Below are 15,674 nucleotides of genomic sequence, written 5' to 3' on the forward strand. Positions count from 1 at the left end.
AGCGGCTCGACGAGGCTCCTTGTGCCCCTCGCTTCGCCTCGCCGCGAATGACGTCGGTCGTGTCGTCGGCGAGGCGCGGTGAAGCTGCGCTGCCGTAGCGCTGCGGCCGGTGTGGTCTTTCCGGCGCCGGGTGCGCCCGTCAGTACGCAGCCGCGGGTGCGGGGTCATGGGCTCCCCTCTCCCCCTAGTGAACATGAAAATCATGCATAATAGGGCTTATGCATGACAAAAAGGACGAATCGGTAGGGCGGTTGATCGAGGAGTTCCTGGCCGACCGCACCACCCGCAAGCCCTCCCCGCACACCCTCGAGGCGTACCGTCGCGACCTGCGTACGGTGGCGGCCCTCGCCGCCGAGGAGACAACCCCTCCCCTCCCCCTCGACGCCCTGCCGCTGGACGCCCTCTCCCCCCGGGTCCTGCGGGCGGCGTTCGCGCGGTTCGCCGCTCCCCGCTCCGCCGCGTCGGTGCACCGGGCCTGGTCCACCTGGAACAGCTTCTTCTCGTTCCTGGTCGCCGACGGCGTCGTCGCCGGCAACCCGATGCCAGCCGTGGGGCGGCCCCGCGCCCCGCTCCCCCGGCCCAAGCCGCTACGTGGCGCGGACACCCCGGAGCAGCTGCTGGCGGCGGTGGCCCGCGCCGACGGTCGGCAACGCGACCCGTGGCCCGAGCGGGATCTGGCGGTACTGGCTCTCGCCCTGTGCGCGGGGCTGCGGCTGTCCGAGCTGCTGGCGCTGCGGGTGGCGTCGCTGGCCGGCCGGGCCGGTGAGCGGCGCCTCGACGTCGCCGGCAAGGGTGGACGACCGCGCGTGGTACCGGTGGAACCGGAGCTGGACGTGGTCCTGGCGGACTATCTGGACACTCGCCGCCGCCGCTTCGGTGCCCGCAGCGTACGCCCCGACTCGCCGTTGCTGGTGGACCGGCGGGGCGAGCCGTTGGCCCGGGGTGGGCTGCAGTACCTGGTGGACTCCTGTTACCGGCGGGCCGGGATCGGTGACCGGGTGCCGCGGGGCGCGCGGTTGCACGCGTTGCGGCACACGTTCGCGACGCGGCTGGCCGAGGACGGGGCGAGCGCCGCGGAGATCATGCGGTTGCTGGGGCACGCGTCGTTGGCGTCGTCGCAGGCGTACATCGAGGTGACGGCGGGTCAGCAGCGGGCGGCGGTCCGCGCGAACCGCACGTACCGGGCGCTGGCGGGGCTGCTTCCGGCTCAGGGCGGCGGCGGCTGAGCGGTGCGGATCGCCGGGAGGACGGTGGCGATCGCGGCGGTGGGGTCGAAGTCGGGGTCGGGTTGGCGAGCTGCTTGTTGAGCAGGCCGTAGGTGCTGGCGGGGCGGTGGCGGATGCGGTGGCGGCCCGGGGTTGTGGCAGGCTGAGCACGGACGCGACTGGCGGCACCGGGGATGGGAATGACCATCGGGGAGCTCGTCGTGGAAGGTCGACCGCCTGGGCCTTCCGCGGGGGCGAGGTGTGCCATGTCCGATTCCCGATCGACGACGACGGCCCGGCTGCTGCCGGGTGGGCCGGTGGCGGATCAGATCCTGGCCGAGGTGGCCGGGGAGGTGCGGGCGTTGCGGGCGGCCGGGGTGACGCCGTCGCTGGCGACGGTGCTGGTCGGTGACGACGACGCGAGCGCCGGGTACATCCGGATCAAGCAGCGGCAGGCGGCGGAGTTGGGGTTCGCGTCGCCGCACGTGCACCTGCCGGCGTCGGCGTCGCAGGCGGACCTGCACGGGGTGCTGGCGGATCTCAGCGCCGACGGGTCCGTGCACGGGGTGCTGGTGCAGCATCCGGTTCCGGGGCACCTGGACTACGACCGGGCGCTGGAGGTGCTGGACCCGGACAAGGACGTCGACGGGATGCACCCGGTGAACATGGGCCGGCTGGCGCTGGGGTTGCCGGGGCCGTTGCCGTGTACTCCGGCGGGCATCGAGGCGCTGCTGGCGTACCACGGGGTGCCGGTGGCCGGCCGGGAGGTGGTGATCCTGGGCCGGGGTGCGACGTTGGGCCGGCCCCTGGCGATGCTGCTGGCGCAGAAGCGGCCGACGGCGAACGCGGCGGTGACAGTGGTGCACACCGGGGTGGCGGACTGGCCGCGGTACACGCGGCGGGCGGACATCCTGGTGGCGGCGGCGGGGGTGCCGGGGATCGTGCGGCCGGAGCACGTGCGCCCGGGTGCGGTGGTCGTCGGTGGCGGGGTCCGGTACGAGGGGCGGCGGTTGCTGCCGGACGTGGACGAGTCGTGCGCCGAGGTGGCGGGGGCGATCACGCCACGGGTCGGTGGGGTGGGGCCGACGACGGTGGCGATGCTGTTCCGCAACGCGGTGCGCGCCGCCCGACGGGCCGCCGGTCGCTGACGCGGCCCGGCCGGCGGCGGGTCGCTGGCCAACCCCGGCCCGGTGGCTAGCCCAGGTCGACCACGAGGGGCCGGTGGTCGGAGATGGTCGACAGGGGTGTCTGCACGGCGGTGACCGGCGGGAGCAGGCCGAGGCCCTGCCGGTCGGCGAGGACGTGGTCGAGTTGAACGCGCGGCTGCCCGGCCGGGTAGGTGGGGCGGCGGCCCAGGGGACGCCAGCCGCTGATCAGGCGGGCGGCCCCGGCGGGCAGGTTGAGGTCGCCGAGGAGGATCCGCGGCGCGGGCAGGGTGCGCAGCGCGCGGACGGTCTGCCGGAGCTGCCTCGCGTTCCAGCCGGGGACGAACGACAGGTGGGTGGCGGCGACGGTGAGCGGGCCGCCGGGGGTGTCGAGGACGGCGGCGAGCACGACCCGGGGCTCGTCGTGCAGCAGGATGAGCCCGCCGCCGGGGCCGGGCACGTACACCGGTGAGCGGACCGGCGCGGCTTTCAGGCGGGTGACCCGCCACATGGTGACGGGGTGGCGGCTGACCAGGCCGACGCCGTAGCAGGGTTCGCCGTGGCCGTCGTCGTCGTGGGTGAGCGGGCGGAACTGTTCGCCGGGGGTGCCGACGACGGCGGCGGCGAAGCGGTGCTCGGGGGCGCCGAGTGCGCGGGCGGCGATGGCGGTCAGGTCGAGCTTGCCGCTGCGGCTCTGGTCGCGGTCGACCTCCTGCAGGGCGAGGACGTCGGCGTCGAGGGCGCCGACGGCGGCGGTGAGCCGGTCGGGGTCGACGAGACCGTCGGTGAGGGACCGGCCGTGCAGGAGATTGAAGGTGGCCAGGCGCACCGTGTCACTGTATGCCGCCGTGGCATGGTTGCCGGGTGCTGAAGGTGCTGTTGTGTTCGATGCTGGTGTTCGTGGCCGCCGGCGCGGTCGGGGTGTGGCTGCGGCGGCTCCGCGGCCGGTGAGGCGGCCCCGGGGCCGGTGAGGCTGGCCACAGCGGGTCCGCGCCGTGGGGTGGGGGTGGGCAGAATGGCCGCCCGTGGACCTGGACCCGTTTGCGCTGACCACTCTGCTCGCCGTCGCCGCGATGGCCGGGTGGGTGGATGCCGTGGTCGGCGGTGGCGGGTTGCTGCTGCTGCCGGCGCTGCTGGTGGGGGCGCCGGGGATGCCGGTGGCCACGGCGTTGGGCACGAACAAGCTGGCGGCGATCGCGGGGACGTCGACTGCGGCGGTGACGTACGCCCGGCGCACCAAGCTGGACTGGGCGGTGGCGGGCCCGTCGGCGGGCCTGGCGGTGCTGTGCGCGGGCCTGGGCGCGGCGCTCGCCGGGGCGGTGCCGGCGTCGACGTACCGGCCGGTGGTGCTGGCGGTGCTGGTGGCGGTGGCCGTGTTCGTGGTGGCGCGGCCTCGGCTGGGTGTGGTGGCGCAGCCGCACCGGCGTACCCGTGCGCGGACGGCGGCGGCGGTGGCGGTGGCCGGGGTGGGCATCGCCCTCTACGACGGCCTGATCGGGCCGGGCACCGGCACGTTCCTGGTGTTGGCGTTCACCGCGCTGGTCGGCGCGGACTTCGTGCACGGGTCGGCGATGGCGAAGGTGGTCAACGCGGGCACGAACCTGGGTGCGCTGGTGGTGTTCGCGGCGACCGGGCACGTGTGGTGGCTGCTCGGGGCGGCGATGGCGGTGTGCAACATCGCCGGGGCGGTGCTGGGGGCGCGGATGGCGCTGCGTCGCGGGTCCGGGTTCGTGCGGGGGGTGCTGCTGGTGGTGGTCGTCGCCCTGGTGGGCAAGCTCGGCTACGACCAGTGGCTGGCCGGCTGACCCGGCACCCGGTGGCCGGGTCCGCCCGTGTGATCATCGGCGGGTGGCGGTGAGGGCGGAGCACGACCGGGCGGTGCTGGCGGACCTGCTGGGCCGGGACGCGGTGCTGCACGCGTACCAGCTGGGCGATCTGGACGACTTCTTCTGGCCGTACACGTCGTGGTTCCGCCGGGGTGAGGCGGTGGCGCTGCTGTACCACGGGGCGGTGCCGGCGACGCTGCTGGCGTTCGCGGCCCCGGCCCGGGTCGCGGAGCTGGCGGCGTTGCTGGGTGAGCTGGCGCCGGTGCTGCCGGCGCGGCTGTACGCGCATCTGTCCCCCGGCCTGGAGCCGGCGCTGGCCGGCACGTTCACCGTCGAGACCAGCGGCGGCCACTTGAAGATGGCGCTGACCGACCCGGTGCGCCTGGCGGCGGTGCCGCCGGCCGGGGCGGTGCTGGGCGCGGCGGACCTGCCGGCGCTGCGCCGGTTGTACGCGGAGGCGTACCCCGGCAACTGGTTCGACCCCCGGATGCTGGGCACCGGCCAGTACGTGGGTGTGCGCGACGGCGGCGACCTGGTCTCGGTGGCGGGGGTGCACGTGTGGTCGCCGCGGTACCGGGTGGCGGCGATCGGGAACGTGACCACCCATCCGCGGGCCCGGGGCCGCGGGTTGGGTACGGCGGTGGTGGCGGCGCTGTGCGCGCGGCTGCGGGCCTCGGTCGACCATGTGACGTTGAACGTGAAGGCGGACAACGGGCCAGCGGTGCGGCTGTACGAGCGGCTCGGCTTCACCCGGGTCGCCGAGTACGGCGAGTTCACGCTGTCCGCGCGTTGACGGCCGGCCGGTGGCGCGACCGGGCCGGTCGTCGGTGGTGGCCGGCCGCCCGGATGTCGGGTGCGGCCGGCCGGTGCGGCGGCGGGCCCGACCGGATCGGGTGATCTCGCTGCTCGTGGACGCCGCCCGCGTGCTCGGTCCGACCCGCCGGACCGCCCGGGCGGAATCGCCGCCGCGGCCGTCACCTGGGCCTGTCCAGCGACACGCCGGGTCGAAAACCCGACCGTGGGCGGGGCAGGTGTCGGACCGTGCGGGCCGGGCGGCGACCCTAGCGTTTGTCGGCAAGGCCGTGCGGTCCACGTGCGGCGGGAGCTGAAGGAGTACGCATGGCAGCAGCAGCGGTGCCGTGGCGGCGTGGGGCGGTGAGCGCGGTCGCCGTCGTCACGGCGGTGGTGACCGGGCTGGCCGGTCCGGCGCTGGCCGCGCCCGGAGTGAGTCCGCCGACGGTCGACCAGGCCGCCGATCCGGGCACCACGTTCGACGTGAACAAGGTCGTCTCCACCCCGCCGATCCCGCCGAAGCCGGACGTGGTGCTGCTGGTCGACACGACCGGCAGCATGGGTGGGGCGATCACCAACGTCCGCACCAACCTGCAGCAGGTGATCACGGACGTGCGGGCCGCCCAGCCGACGGCGCAGTTCGCGGTGGCCTCCTACCGGGACACCGGCGACGGGGCGGAGCTGTTCCGGGTCCGGCAGGACGTGACCGACGACGCGACCGCCCTGCAGAACGCGGTCAACGGGCTGGCCGCCGGCGGCGGCGGGGACGCCCCGGAGGCCTGGGTGAACGCCCTGTTCGAGGTCTCCGACGGCGGGGTCACCTACCGGGCGGGCAGCAGCCGGATCGTGGTGCTGGTCGGTGACGCGCCCAGCCACGACCCCAGCAACGGCCGTACCCTCGCGCAGGCGACGGCGGCGTTGCAGGCCGACGACGCGCGGGTGCTCGCCGTCGACGTGACCGGCGGCGCCGGCGGCCTCAACGCCACCGGGCAGGCCACCGCGGTGACCGCCGCGACGGGCGGGCAGCTGGTCGGCAGCTCCCCGAACACGGTGACCGCGGCGATCCTCGCCGGCCTGCGTGACCTGGACGTGACGGTCACCCCGACGGTGACGTCCTGCGACACCGGCCTGTCGGTGAGCTTCGACGCGGCCTCGCGCACCCAGCAGTCGGGCACCGACGTGCCGTTCGCCGAGACCATCACCGTGGCGGCCGGCGCGACGCAGGGCGCGGTGCTGCACTGCACCGTGGACTTCCTGCTCAACGGCCTGTCCGGCGGGCCGGCGTTCACCCAGACGATCACCGTGCGGGTCAACGACGTCACCCCGCCGACCGTGGTCGTCGACGACCGGACGGTGGAGGCGACGAGCCCCGCCGGCGCGGTCATCGCCTACCCGGCGTCGGCGACGGACAACGTGGACGGGCCGCTCACCCCGGCCTGCGTGCCGCCGCCCGGGTCGACGTTCCCGCTCGGCGGCACCACGGTGACCTGCACGGCCACCGACGCGGCCGGCAACACCGGCAGCGACACCGCCGTGATGCGGGTGGTCGACACCACCGCGCCGGACACGGCGTGCGTGCCGACGAACAACCCCAGCGGGGACAACGAGCCCGGCTCGTACAACCCGGACGGGTTCTACCAGTTGACCTCCACGGACGTGGTGGACACGGCGGTGGAGGTGTTCATCGGCGACTCGGCGGACCCGAGTGTGAGGTTCGGGCCGTTCCCGGCCGGCACCAAGATCAAGCTGGTGCAGGCGCCGGGCGCGCAGTCGAGGGTGAAGGACGGGACCGGTGACATCGACTACAAGGTGACGTTGAAGGGCGACGCGCTGATCACCGGTGTGGACGACCACGGCAACGTCTCCGGCGTCGCGGTGTGCCTGGTGGCGCCGCCGCCGAAGTGACGCGTCGGCGTTGACGCGTCGGCCGCCGGGCCCGTCGAGGGTCCGGCGGCCGTTTCGCGTACGGGCTATCGGCGGGGTGAGTGGAAGCGGCCGGCGCGGATCTCCCGCAGCGCCCGGCGGCGGGTGTCGCCGCGCAGCGTGTCGACGTAGAGCCGGCCGGCGAGGTGGTCGGTCTCGTGTTGCAGGGCGCGGGCGAGGAACCCGGAACCGGCGATGGTCAGCGGTTCGCCGTGCTGGTCGTAGCCGTGCGCGGTGGCGTGCAGGGCGCGCGGGGTCGGGAAGTACAGGCCGGGGATGGACAGGCAGCCCTCGTCGTCGTCCTGGAGCTCGTCGGACAGCTCCAGCGTCGGGTTGACCAGGTGGCCGCGGTGCCCGTCGGCGTCGTAGACGAACACCTGCGCGCTGACGCCGATCTGCGGGGCGGCGACGCCGGCCCGGCCGGGGGCGCCGAGCAGGGTGTCCATCAGGTCGGTGACCAGGGCGCGCAGGTCGGCGTCGAAGGTGGTCACCGGCTCGGCGGGGGTCCGTAGCACCGGGTCGCCGATGATCCGGATCGGGCGCATCGTCATGCCGGCAAGGTTATCGGTCGGTCGCCGGCCCGCCGCTGCCGCCGGTCTCGGCGGCGCCGGTGGGGCGGTCGCGGACGAGGACCTCGATGCCGTCGAGGATGCGGGCCAGGCCGAACTCGAACGCCCGCTGCGGGTCACCGGCGGCCTGGTACTCCTGCCCCGCGGCGGTGCCGACGCGGGCGGCGAGGGGGAACCGCCGCGGGTCGAGGGCCTTCTCCAGGTACGGGGCGTGCGCGGCCCACCACTGCTGCTCGGTCATGCCGGTGCTCGCGGCGGCCTGGGCGGCCTCCACGGCGCTGCGGACCGCGCCGTGGACGTACCCGTCGACGAGGGTGACCACGGCGTCCATCTCCAGGTCGGTCAGGCCGATCCCGTCGACCGCGCGCAGCTCCTGCTCGTAGCGGGCGATCAGGTTCGGGCCCAGCGGCGGGCGGGTGGTGGCGACCTGCAGCAGCCACGGGTGCCGCAGGTAGCGGGCCCAGTTGTCCCGCGCGACCCGCTCCAGCCGGGCCCGCCAGCCGGCGGCCGGGTCGTCGGTCGCGGCGTCGACGGTCTCCCCGTACACGGTGTCGAGCATGACGTCGAGCAGCTCACCCTTGCCCGGCACGTAGGTGTAGAGGCTCATCGTGCCCACGCCGAGCCGTTCGGCGACCCGCCGCATGGACAGGGCGGCGAGCCCTTCGGTGTCGGCGACCTCGATGGCCGCGCGGACGATGCGGTCGACGGACAGGTCGGGCCGGCCCTTGCGGCCCACCCGCTCCCGGGTCCGCCACAGCAGGGCGAGGCTGCGGGCGGGGTCGCCGGTGCCGCTGTACTCGGTCGTCACGCGGCTCACCTTACCGTCCGCCGTACCGTATGCCGTACGGTACGGCGTACCGTAACTGGATTCTGGGGGTGCGGCATGCCACTGAACGGGCCGGCGATCGACGCCGAGGGGCTCCGCAAGCGGTACGGCGACACCCGGGCGCTGGACGGGCTGGACCTGACCGTCCCCGCCGGCGGGGTGTGCGGGCTGCTCGGCCCGAACGGAGCGGGCAAGACCACCGCGGTGCGGATCCTCACCACCCTGCTGCGGCCCGACGCGGGCCGGGCCACCGTCGCCGGCGCCGACGTGCTGCGCCACCCCGAACGGGTCCGCGCGCGCATCGGCCTGGTCGGCCAGCACGCCGCCGTCGACGAGGTGCTCAGCGGCCGGCAGAACCTGGTGCTCTTCGGGCGCCTGCACCACCTGTCCCGGGCACGGGCACGCGTGCGGGCGGCGCAACTGCTCGACCGGTTCGACCTCGTCGAGGCCGCCGACCGCCCGGTCGGCACCTACTCCGGCGGCATGCGCCGCCGCCTCGACCTGGCCGCCGGGCTGATCCTCGACCCGCCGGTGCTCGTCCTCGACGAACCCACCACCGGGCTGGACCCGCGGGCCCGGGCGCAGGTGTGGGACGCGGTGCGCGGGCTCGCCGCGGCCGGCACGACCGTGCTGCTGACCACGCAGTACCTGGAGGAGGCCGACCACCTGGCCGACACCCTCCGGGTCGTCGACCGGGGCCGGGTGATCGCCGCCGGCACGCCGGAACAGCTGAAGACCGCCCTCGGCGGTGACCGCGTCGACGTGGTGCTGTCCCGCCCCGACGACCTGGACCGGGCCGTACGGCTCGTCGGCGTCGCCGTCGGCGCGGCACCCGACGTCGACCCGGCGGCCCTGCGGCTCAGCGTGCCCGTCACGCGACGGGTCACCGCTCTCGCCGCCGTGCTGCGGACGCTCGACGACGCCGGGCTCGCCGCCGCGGACGTCGCGGTCCGCCGCCCCACCCTCGACGAGGTGTACCTGCGGCTCACCGCCCGGGACACCCCCGACACCGATCGGACGGTGACCGTATGACCACCCTGCCCGCCCAGCGGCTGCGCTGGGCCGTCTCCGACAGCCTGGTGCTCACCGGCCGCGCGCTGGCGCACGCGGTCCGCCAACCCGTCCCGGTGCTCGTCGGGCTCCTCTTCCCGGTGCTGCTGGTGCTGATGTTCGGCTACCTGTTCGGCGGCGCGATGACCGTGCCCGGCGGCGGCGGGTACCGGGAGTTCCTGCTGCCCGGCATGTTCGCCATGACGATGGCCTTCGGCATCGAGGCCACCTACACCGCGGTGGCCACCGACGCCGCCCGGGGCGTCACCGACCGGCTCCGGACCCTGCCGATGGCCCCGTCGGCGGTGGTCACCGGCCGGGCCGCCGCCGACCTGCTCCACTCGGCGGCCGGCCTCACCGTGATGCTCGCCTGCGGGTTCGCGGTCGGCTGGCAGTGGCGGGCCGGGCCGGGGCGCGCGCTGGCCGCGGTGGGGCTGCTCCTGCTGCTGCGGTTCGCGCTGATCTGGCTCGGCATCCACCTGGCGTTGGTGCTGCGCCGCCCCGAGTCGGTGGTGGCGCTGCAGATCCTCGTCTGGCCGGTCGGGTTCACCTCCAACGCGTTCGTCGCACCCGACACCATGCCGGGCTGGCTCGCGGCGATCGCCGAGTGGAACCCGCTGTCGGCCACCGTCGCGGCCTGCCGCGAACTGTTCGGCAACCCGGGCTGGGGCGGCGACTCGTTCGCCGCGCAGCACGCCGTCGCTCTGGCGGTGGTGTGGCCGGTGCTGCTGATCGCCGTGTTCCTGCCGCTGTCCGTCCACCGCTGGCGGCGCCTGGGCCGGTGACGACCGACCGCCCGACGTGATCTACTCCGCCCGGCGGGAAGACCCGGGGACCAGGGGGTGCGGATGCCACGGCCGGACGCGCACGGGATGCTCGACGTCGGCGACGGGCAACTCGTGCACTGGGAGGTCCACGGGGCCCCGGACGGCAAGCCGGCGGTGGTGCTGCACGGCGGCCCCGGCTCTGGCTGCGACGCCGGCTGGCTGCGGCCGTTCGACCTGAGCCGCTACCGGGTCGTCCTGCTCGACCAACGCGGCTGTGGCCGCAGCCGCCCGAACGTCGGTGACCACACCGTCGATCTGTCCACCAACACCACCCCGCATCTGGTCGCCGACATCGAACGGTTGCGGGAGCACCTGGGCGTCGACCGGTGGCTCGTGCTCGGCGCGTCGTGGGGCTCCACCCTCGCCCTCGCCTACGCCCAACGCCACCCGGGACGGGTCACCGAGATGGTGCTGTTCAGCGTCGTCACCACCTCGCGCCGCGAGGTCGAGTGGATCACCCGGGACATGGGGCGGGTCTTCCCCGAGCAGTGGGTCCGCTTCCGCGACGGCGTGCCGCCCGCCGACCGCGACGGCGACCTCGCCGACGCGTACGCGCGGCTGCTGGTCGACCCCGACCCGGCGGTACGGGAGCAGGCGGCCCAGGACTGGTGCGCCTGGGAGGACACCCACGTCGCCACCGTTCCCGGGCACCGCCCGGACCCGGCCTTCGCCGACCCGGCGTTCCGGATGACGTTCGCCCGGCTGGCCACCCACTACTGGCGGCACGCCGCGTTCCTGCCGGAAGGGGAACTGCTGCGCGGCGCGTACCGGCTGGCCGGCATTCCCGGCGTGCTGGTGCACGGCCGTCTCGACATCAGCAGCCCCGCCGACATCCCCTGGCGGCTCGCCCGGGCCTGGCCGGGTGCCCGCCTGGAACTGCTGGACGCCGCCGGCCACGGCACCGGGCCCGACATGGCCGATCGCGTGCGCGCGGCTCTGGCCGGGTTCGCCGTGACCCACTGACCCGCCGACCCGCCTGCGCCCGCTCCGGCGCGCGGCACCCCGTTGTCAGCCGGCGGCCAGGGTGGTGCGGACCGGGGCGGTCTTGGCGGCGGCCTCGGCGACCTCGGCGTCGGGGTCGCTGCCCCAGGTGATGCCGCCGCCGGCCCACACGTGCAACCGGTCGGCGTCGGCGGCGGCGGTGCGGATGGTCAGGCCCAGGTCGATCCGGCCGGGGGCGACCCAGCCGAGCGCGCCCATGCTGGCACCCCGGCCGACCGGTTCCAGGGCGGCGACGTGGTCCAGGGCGGCGAGCTTCGGCGCGCCGGTGACCGACCCGCCGGGGCAGACGGCCCGGAGCAGGTCGGCCAGGCCGAGCCCGTCGGCGACGGCCGCCGACACCGTCGACTCGGCCTGCCACAGGTCGCACCAGCGGCGGACGGCGAACAGCTCGTCCACCCGGACGCTGCCGGTGCGGGCGACACGGGCCAGGTCGTTGCGCTCCAGGTCGACGATCATGACGTGTTCGGCGCGTTCCTTCGCGCTGGCCAGCAGCTCGGCCCGGCCGGCGGCGGTGGCCGGGCGGGTGCCCTTGATGGGCCGGGTGAGCACCCGCCCGCCGGTGACCTCGACCAGCGTCTCCGGGGAGGCGCAGCCGATCGCCCAGCCGGCGCCGGTCAGGGTGCCGCCGTAGCGGGCGCCGGGCAGCGCGCCCAGCCGGGCGAGGGCCGGCAGCGGGTCGCCGGTGTAGGGGGCGGCGGCGTGGCCGACGAGGTTGACCTGGTAGACGTCGCCGCGGCCGATGGCGTCGCGGACGGCGCGGACGGCGTCGGCGTGCTGCCGCGGCGTCCAGCTCTCCGCCCAGTCGCCGAGCCACCAGCCGGCGGCCGGCCGGCGCGCGGGCGCGGGCGGGTCGGCGTGCCGGTAGACGACGACGGCGACCTCGGGCAGCGCCGGCGCGGGGTTCGGCGCGCCGGCGGCGCCGCCGGCGATGGCCGCGCCGGCGGCGGCGGAGACGTACAGGGCGGCCCCGCACACCCCGCCGGGGCGGTGGGCGCGCGCCGGGCGGGCGAGGTCGTCCAGGTCCAGGCCGTGCGCGGCGAGGAAGGCCTGCGCGAGCGCGGCGGGGTCGCCGCCGTCGGCGGGCCGCCACTCCCAGCGGGCCCGCTCGACGAGGGAACGGCGGCAGCCGGCCGGTGCCCCGGGGACACCGACCGTTACCCGTGGGAGCGTTTCCACACCGTCTGGCCCAATCTGCCTCGTCCGTTCAGCGGATTTCCTGTCCGGCACGCGCATACCTGCTCGATGCCGGCCACTTTCGCTTGGTACTGTGCGTCACTGGTCATGTGAACCATGACACAGTGCCCCCACAGTCCGGAGAACCCGATGTGCCAGCACCAACCGACCTGCCCCTCCGCCGAAGCCACCGACCGGGACGCCGCCAGGGTCATCGCGTGCTTTCCTGAGCAGGGCTGGAGCCTGCTCTGCAACGGGGTCATCGTCTTCGAGGACACCGGCGAGCTACTTCCCGACGGGCGCACCATCGCACCGCACCGGGGCCCGGCCCGCCACGCCCTCGTCGCCTGACCCACCACTCAGCGTTACGTTCCTGTTCACGTCGGCCCCAGGCTAGTCCCCCGGTCCGGGACCTGTGGCGGCAGAGTCGACGTGAGCGGCCGGGGCGGCCCACGACCGCCCCGGCGGCATCTCCGGTCAGCTCTCGAACGCCTCCGGCGCCGGGCAGGAGCAGACCAGGTTCCGGTCGCCGTACGCGCCGTCGATGCGGCGCACCGGCGGCCAGTACTTCCCCGCCCGGTCCACCCCGGCGGGGTAGGCGCCCACCGACCGCGGGTACGGGTGCGGCCACTCGTCGCCCGAGACCATCGCCGCGGTGTGCGGCGCGTTGGCCAGGGGGTTGTCCCCGGCCGGCCACTCCCCCGACCCCACCTTGTCGATCTCCGCCCGGATCGCGATCATCGTGTCGCAGAACCGGTCCAGCTCGGCCAGGTCCTCGCTCTCGGTCGGCTCCACCATCAGCGTGCCCGCCACCGGGAACGACATCGTCGGCGCGTGGAACCCGTAGTCGATCAGCCGCTTCGCCACGTCGTCGACGCTCACCCCGGTCGCCTTCGTCAGCGGCCGCAGGTCCAGGATGCACTCGTGCGCGACGAGGCCCTTGTTGCCGGCGTACAGCACCGGGAAGTGCCCGCGCAGCCGCGCCGCCACGTAGTTCGCCGCGAGCACCGCCACCCCGGTGGCCCGGGTCAGCCCGGACGCGCCCATCATCCGCAGGTACGCCCACGGGATCGGCAGGATGCCCGCCGACCCGTACCGGGCCGCGGAGATCGCCGGCCGGCCGGCGGCGAGCGGGTCACCCGGCAGGAACGGCGCCAGGTGCGCCCGCACCGCCACCGGACCCACGCCCGGCCCGCCGCCGCCGTGCGGGATGCAGAACGTCTTGTGCAGGTTCAGGTGCGACACGTCCGCGCCGAACCTGCCCGGCTTGGCGAACCCGACCAGGGCGTTGAGGTTCGCCCCGTCCACGTACACCTGACCGCCGGCGTCGTGGACCTTCGCGCACAGCGACGCGATGCCGGTCTCGTACACCCCGTGCGTCGACGGGTAGGTCACCATGATCGCGGCCAGCGCGTCCCGGTGCTTGTCGATCTTCGCGTCGAGGTCGACCAGGTCGACGTTGCCGTCGGCGTCGCAGCCGACCACCACCACCCGCATGCCCGCCATCACCGCCGACGCGGCGTTGGTGCCGTGCGCCGACGACGGGATCAGGCACACGTCCCGGTGCCCCTCGCCACGCGACCGGTGGTACGCGCGGATCGCCAGCAGCCCCGCCAGCTCCCCCTGCGAGCCGGCGTTGGGCTGCACGCTCACCGCGTCGTAGCCGGTCACCTCGGCCAGCCAGCCCTCCAGCTGGGAGATCATCTCCCGGTAGCCGGCGGTCTGCGCGTCCGGCGCGAACGGGTGGACGTGCGCGAACTCCGCCCAGCTCACCGGCTCCATCTCGGTGGTGGCGTTGAGCTTCATCGTGCACGACCCCAGCGGGATCATGCCCCGGTCCAGGGCGTAGTCGAAGTCGGCCAGGCGCCGCAGGTAGCGCAGCATCGCCGTCTCGGAGTGGTGGGTGCGGAACACCGGGTGGGTGAGGAAGTCCGAGCTGCGGGACAGCGCCGCCGGCAGGGCCGCGTCCACGTCACCGACGTACTCCGGCACCCCGAACGCCGCCCACACCTCCTCCAGGTGCGCCACGGTGGTGGTCTCGTCGCAGGAGATCCCGACCCGGTCGGCGTCGACCAGCCGCAGGTTCACGCCGCGCTGCGCGGCGGCCGCGACCACGTCGGCCGCCCGGCCGGGCACGGCCGCGGTGACGGTGTCGAAGAACGCGACGTCCGCGACGTCGACGCCGCCGGCGCGCAGCCCAGCCGCGAGCCGCGCCGCCATGCCGTGGGTACGCGTCGCGATCGCCCGCAGCCCGCCCGGGCCGTGGTACACGGCGTACATGCCGGCCATCACGGCGAGGAGCACCTGCGCGGTGCAGATGTTGCTGGTGGCCTTCTCCCGCCGGATGTGCTGCTCGCGGGTCTGCAACGCCAGCCGGTACGCCGGGTTGCCGTCGGCGTCCTTCGACACGCCGACGAGCCGGCCGGGCAGCATCCGCTCCAGGCCCACGCGCACCGCCAGGTAGCCGGCGTGCGGCCCACCGAACCCCATCGGTACGCCGAACCGCTGGGTGGTGCCGGCGGCGATGTCGGCGCCGATCTCGCCCGGCGGGCGCAGCAGGGTCAGCGCGAGGAGATCCGCGGCCACGGTCACCAGCGCGCCGGCGGCGTGGGCGGCGTCGACCAGGCCCGAGTGGTCCCGCACCGTGCCGGACGCGCCCGGGTACTGCAGGTGCAGGCCGAAGAACTCGCCCGGCAGCTCCTCGGCGTCCAGGTCGACCACCCGCACCTCGATGCCGAGCGGCTCGGCCCGGCCGGTGATCACCGCGACGGTCTGCGGCAGCGCGTCCGCGTCGACCACGTACACCGGGCTCTTGCTCCTCGACGCGCGGCGGGCGAGGGTCATCGCCTCGGCCGCGGCGGTGCCCTCGTCGAGCATGGAGGCGTTCGCGGTGGCCAGCCCGGTCAGGTCGGTCACCATGGTCTGGAAGTTCAGCAGCGCCTCCAGCCGGCCCTGGCTGATCTCCGGCTGGTACGGCGTGTACGCCGTGTACCAGGCCGGGTTCTCCAGCACGTTACGGCGGATCACCGCCGGGGTGTGCGTGCCGTGGTAGCCCAGACCGATCATGGACACGGCCACGGTGTTGCGGGCCGCCAGGTCGCGCAGCTCGGCGAGGGCCTCGTGCTCGCTGGCCGGCTCCGGCAGGTCGAGGGTGCCGTGCCAGCGGATCACCTCGGGGATCGCCGCGTCCATCAGCTCGTCGATCGAGCCGTAGCCGACGGCCTCCAGCATCCGGCGCTCGTCATCCGCGTCGGGGCCGATGTGGCGGGCGGCGAACTGCTCTGCGGTCATGGGCTGCGCTCCCGGGGGCGAGGTCGACAGGTCGGCCTCCCCCTC

At 75.1% G+C, this 15,674-nt stretch carries 14 protein-coding genes and 1 riboswitch; of the genes, 9 read left to right on the forward strand and 5 right to left on the reverse strand.

Annotated elements, in window-relative coordinates; genetic code table 11:
* Window positions 1–218: 218 nt before the first annotated feature.
* Complete coding sequence (locus tag ACTMS0_RS24750) at window positions 219–1,226, forward strand: tyrosine-type recombinase/integrase (RefSeq protein WP_441157647.1); 1,008 nt, start codon at window positions 219–221, stop codon at window positions 1,224–1,226.
* Between the two features lie 144 nt (window positions 1,227–1,370).
* A riboswitch (ZMP/ZTP riboswitch) is annotated at window positions 1,371–1,455 on the forward strand.
* Window positions 1,456–1,471: 16 nt separating this feature from the next.
* Window positions 1,472–2,353 (forward strand): bifunctional 5,10-methylenetetrahydrofolate dehydrogenase/5,10-methenyltetrahydrofolate cyclohydrolase, encoded by an 882-nt coding sequence (locus tag ACTMS0_RS24755; protein WP_441157648.1) that lies wholly within the window; start codon window positions 1,472–1,474, stop codon window positions 2,351–2,353.
* 46 nt (window positions 2,354–2,399) lie between these two features.
* Here ACTMS0_RS24755 and ACTMS0_RS24760 read toward each other — a convergent pair whose 3' ends face one another.
* The gene (locus ACTMS0_RS24760) at window positions 2,400–3,179 is read right to left on the reverse strand and encodes an endonuclease/exonuclease/phosphatase family protein (RefSeq protein WP_441157649.1); all 780 of its coding nucleotides are present in this window, start codon (window positions 3,177–3,179) and stop codon (window positions 2,400–2,402) included.
* Between the two features lie 202 nt (window positions 3,180–3,381).
* Between ACTMS0_RS24760 and ACTMS0_RS24765 the strand changes: the two genes are divergently transcribed.
* The 3 genes from ACTMS0_RS24765 (at window position 3,382) to ACTMS0_RS24775 (ending at window position 6,873) form a co-directional block, all read left to right on the forward strand.
* Window positions 3,382–4,155, forward strand: a complete 774-nt coding sequence (locus tag ACTMS0_RS24765; RefSeq protein WP_441157690.1) for a TSUP family transporter — start codon at window positions 3,382–3,384, stop codon at window positions 4,153–4,155.
* 43 nt (window positions 4,156–4,198) lie between these two features.
* On the forward strand, window positions 4,199–4,969 hold the full coding sequence (locus tag ACTMS0_RS24770) for a GNAT family N-acetyltransferase (protein ID WP_441157650.1): 771 nt from the start codon (window positions 4,199–4,201) through the stop codon (window positions 4,967–4,969).
* 326 nt (window positions 4,970–5,295) lie between these two features.
* Window positions 5,296–6,873: a VWA domain-containing protein gene (locus ACTMS0_RS24775; protein ID WP_441157651.1), complete on the forward strand. Its 1,578-nt coding sequence runs from the start codon at window positions 5,296–5,298 to the stop codon at window positions 6,871–6,873.
* Window positions 6,874–6,938: 65 nt separating this feature from the next.
* Here ACTMS0_RS24775 and def read toward each other — a convergent pair whose 3' ends face one another.
* Both def and ACTMS0_RS24785 read right to left on the reverse strand, forming a co-directional pair.
* Window positions 6,939–7,442 carry a peptide deformylase gene (gene def / locus ACTMS0_RS24780; RefSeq protein WP_441157652.1) on the reverse strand — a complete coding sequence of 168 codons (504 nt, stop codon included), beginning with the start codon at window positions 7,440–7,442 and terminating at the stop codon, window positions 6,939–6,941.
* A gap of 10 nt (window positions 7,443–7,452) precedes the next feature.
* Window positions 7,453–8,268 (reverse strand): TetR/AcrR family transcriptional regulator, encoded by an 816-nt coding sequence (locus tag ACTMS0_RS24785; protein WP_441157653.1) that lies wholly within the window; start codon window positions 8,266–8,268, stop codon window positions 7,453–7,455.
* Between the two features lie 75 nt (window positions 8,269–8,343).
* Between ACTMS0_RS24785 and ACTMS0_RS24790 the strand changes: the two genes are divergently transcribed.
* The 3 genes from ACTMS0_RS24790 to pip all read left to right on the forward strand — a co-directional run bounded on the left by ACTMS0_RS24790 (window position 8,344) and on the right by pip (window position 11,126).
* Entirely contained in the window at window positions 8,344–9,318 is a 975-nt protein-coding gene (locus ACTMS0_RS24790; RefSeq protein ID WP_441157654.1) for an ATP-binding cassette domain-containing protein, read from the forward strand.
* Complete coding sequence (locus tag ACTMS0_RS24795; RefSeq protein WP_441157655.1) at window positions 9,315–10,121, forward strand: ABC transporter permease; 807 nt, start codon at window positions 9,315–9,317, stop codon at window positions 10,119–10,121. The genes ACTMS0_RS24790 and ACTMS0_RS24795 overlap by 4 nt, the downstream gene beginning before the upstream one ends.
* Before the next feature lie 63 nt (window positions 10,122–10,184).
* Window positions 10,185–11,126, forward strand: coding sequence for a prolyl aminopeptidase (gene pip, locus ACTMS0_RS24800; RefSeq protein ID WP_441157656.1), 942 nt, complete (start codon window positions 10,185–10,187; stop codon window positions 11,124–11,126).
* A gap of 45 nt (window positions 11,127–11,171) precedes the next feature.
* Here pip and ACTMS0_RS24805 read toward each other — a convergent pair whose 3' ends face one another.
* A complete protein-coding gene (locus tag ACTMS0_RS24805) occupies window positions 11,172–12,392 on the reverse strand; it encodes a chorismate-binding protein (RefSeq protein WP_441157657.1) in 1,221 nt (406 codons plus the stop codon).
* Between the two features lie 96 nt (window positions 12,393–12,488).
* Here ACTMS0_RS24805 and ACTMS0_RS24810 point away from each other — a divergent pair, with 96 nt between their 5' ends.
* Window positions 12,489–12,689, forward strand: coding sequence for a DUF5999 family protein (locus tag ACTMS0_RS24810; RefSeq protein ID WP_441157658.1), 201 nt, complete (start codon window positions 12,489–12,491; stop codon window positions 12,687–12,689).
* Between the two features lie 126 nt (window positions 12,690–12,815).
* Here the strand turns inward: ACTMS0_RS24810 and gcvP are convergent, their stop codons facing one another.
* Window positions 12,816–15,629 (reverse strand): aminomethyl-transferring glycine dehydrogenase, encoded by a 2,814-nt coding sequence (gene gcvP / locus ACTMS0_RS24815; protein WP_441157659.1) that lies wholly within the window; start codon window positions 15,627–15,629, stop codon window positions 12,816–12,818.
* Window positions 15,630–15,674 lie beyond the last annotated feature (45 nt).

This window comes from Micromonospora sp. H33 (genome assembly GCF_052068455.1).
Lineage (GTDB): Bacteria > Actinomycetota > Actinomycetes > Mycobacteriales > Micromonosporaceae > Micromonospora.

What these genes read in the sequence shown, in the direction of transcription:
- gcvP (WP_441157659.1), bottom strand. Translation starts at nt 15,629, where the DNA reads ATGACCGCAGAGCAGTTCGCCGCCCGCCACATCGGCCCCGACGCGGAT.
- ACTMS0_RS24790 (WP_441157654.1), top strand. Translation starts at nt 8,344, where the DNA reads ATGCCACTGAACGGGCCGGCGATCGACGCCGAGGGGCTCCGCAAGCGG.
- ACTMS0_RS24795 (WP_441157655.1), top strand. Translation starts at nt 9,315, where the DNA reads ATGACCACCCTGCCCGCCCAGCGGCTGCGCTGGGCCGTCTCCGACAGC.
- ACTMS0_RS24755 (WP_441157648.1), top strand. Translation starts at nt 1,472, where the DNA reads ATGTCCGATTCCCGATCGACGACGACGGCCCGGCTGCTGCCGGGTGGG.
- def (WP_441157652.1), bottom strand. Translation starts at nt 7,442, where the DNA reads ATGACGATGCGCCCGATCCGGATCATCGGCGACCCGGTGCTACGGACC.
- ACTMS0_RS24750 (WP_441157647.1), top strand. Translation starts at nt 219, where the DNA reads ATGCATGACAAAAAGGACGAATCGGTAGGGCGGTTGATCGAGGAGTTC.
- ACTMS0_RS24810 (WP_441157658.1), top strand. Translation starts at nt 12,489, where the DNA reads ATGTGCCAGCACCAACCGACCTGCCCCTCCGCCGAAGCCACCGACCGG.
- ACTMS0_RS24775 (WP_441157651.1), top strand. Translation starts at nt 5,296, where the DNA reads ATGGCAGCAGCAGCGGTGCCGTGGCGGCGTGGGGCGGTGAGCGCGGTC.
- pip (WP_441157656.1), top strand. Translation starts at nt 10,185, where the DNA reads ATGCCACGGCCGGACGCGCACGGGATGCTCGACGTCGGCGACGGGCAA.